The following is a 1,142-nucleotide window of genomic DNA, read 5'->3' as shown; positions in this document are numbered from 1 at the left end:
GCGGAAGCCGCCTACCGGATGATCCAGAACAATCTGGACCCCGAGGTCGCCGAGCATCCGCATGCGCTCGTGGTCTACGGCGGCATTGGCCGCGCCGCGCGCAACTGGGAGTGTTTCGACCAGATCCTCGCGTCGCTGAAGGACCTGAACGAAGACGAGACGCTGCTGATCCAGTCGGGCAAGCCCGTGGGCGTGTTCCGCACGCACGCCGACGCGCCGCGCGTGCTGCTCGCGAACTCGAACCTCGTGCCGCACTGGGCCACGTGGGAGCATTTCCACGAACTGGACCGCAAGGGCCTCATGATGTACGGCCAGATGACGGCGGGCAGCTGGATCTACATCGGCTCGCAGGGCATCGTGCAGGGCACCTACGAAACCTTCTATTCGGTGGCGAACCAGCACTTCAACGGCGACCCGAAGGGCCGCTGGATCCTCACCGGCGGTCTGGGCGGCATGGGCGGCGCACAGCCGCTCGCGGCGACCATGGCGGGCTTCTCGATGATCGCTGTGGAATGTGACGAGACGCGCATCGACTTCCGCCTGAAGACGCGCTACGTGGACCGCAAGGCGAAGACCATCGACGAGGCGCTCGCCATCGTCGCGGAAGCGAAGCACACGGGCAAGCCGGTTTCGGTGGGCCTGCTCGGCAACGCGGCGGACGTGTTCGCCGAGTTCGTGAAGCGCGGCATCACGCCGGACTGCGTGACGGACCAGACGAGCGCGCACGATCCGATCAACGGCTACCTGCCGCAGGGCTGGACGGTCGCGCAGTGGCGCGAAGCGCAGAAGGTTGCGCCCGAAACGATCGTGAAGGTGGCGAAGGAATCGATGGCCAACCAGGTGCGCGCGATGCTCACGCTGCAGGCGCGCGGGGCGGCCACGCTCGACTACGGCAACAACATCCGCCAGATGGCGCTGGAAATGGGCGTGGAAAACGCGTTCGATTTCCCGGGCTTCGTGCCCGCGTACATTCGTCCGCTGTTCTGCGAGGGCAAGGGGCCGTTCCGCTGGGTCGCGCTTTCGGGCGATCCCGAGGACATCTATAAGACCGACGCCAAGGTCAAGGAGCTGATTCCCGACGATCCGCACCTGCACAACTGGCTCGACATGGCGCGCGAGCGCATCGCGTTCCAGGGGCTGCC

At 66.2% G+C, this 1,142-nt stretch carries 1 protein-coding gene; it reads left to right on the top strand.

Translation table 11 applies throughout. The features are described 5' to 3' along the window. The coding region (hutU, locus tag VSR34_RS37965; RefSeq protein WP_342965183.1) for a urocanate hydratase at positions 1-1,142 on the top strand (1,142 nt) is incomplete at both ends.

It is taken from the genome of Paraburkholderia sp. JHI2823 (genome assembly GCF_038900695.1).
Lineage (GTDB): Bacteria > Pseudomonadota > Gammaproteobacteria > Burkholderiales > Burkholderiaceae > Paraburkholderia > Paraburkholderia mimosarum.
This window is presented reverse-complemented; position numbering and strand designations above follow the sequence as displayed.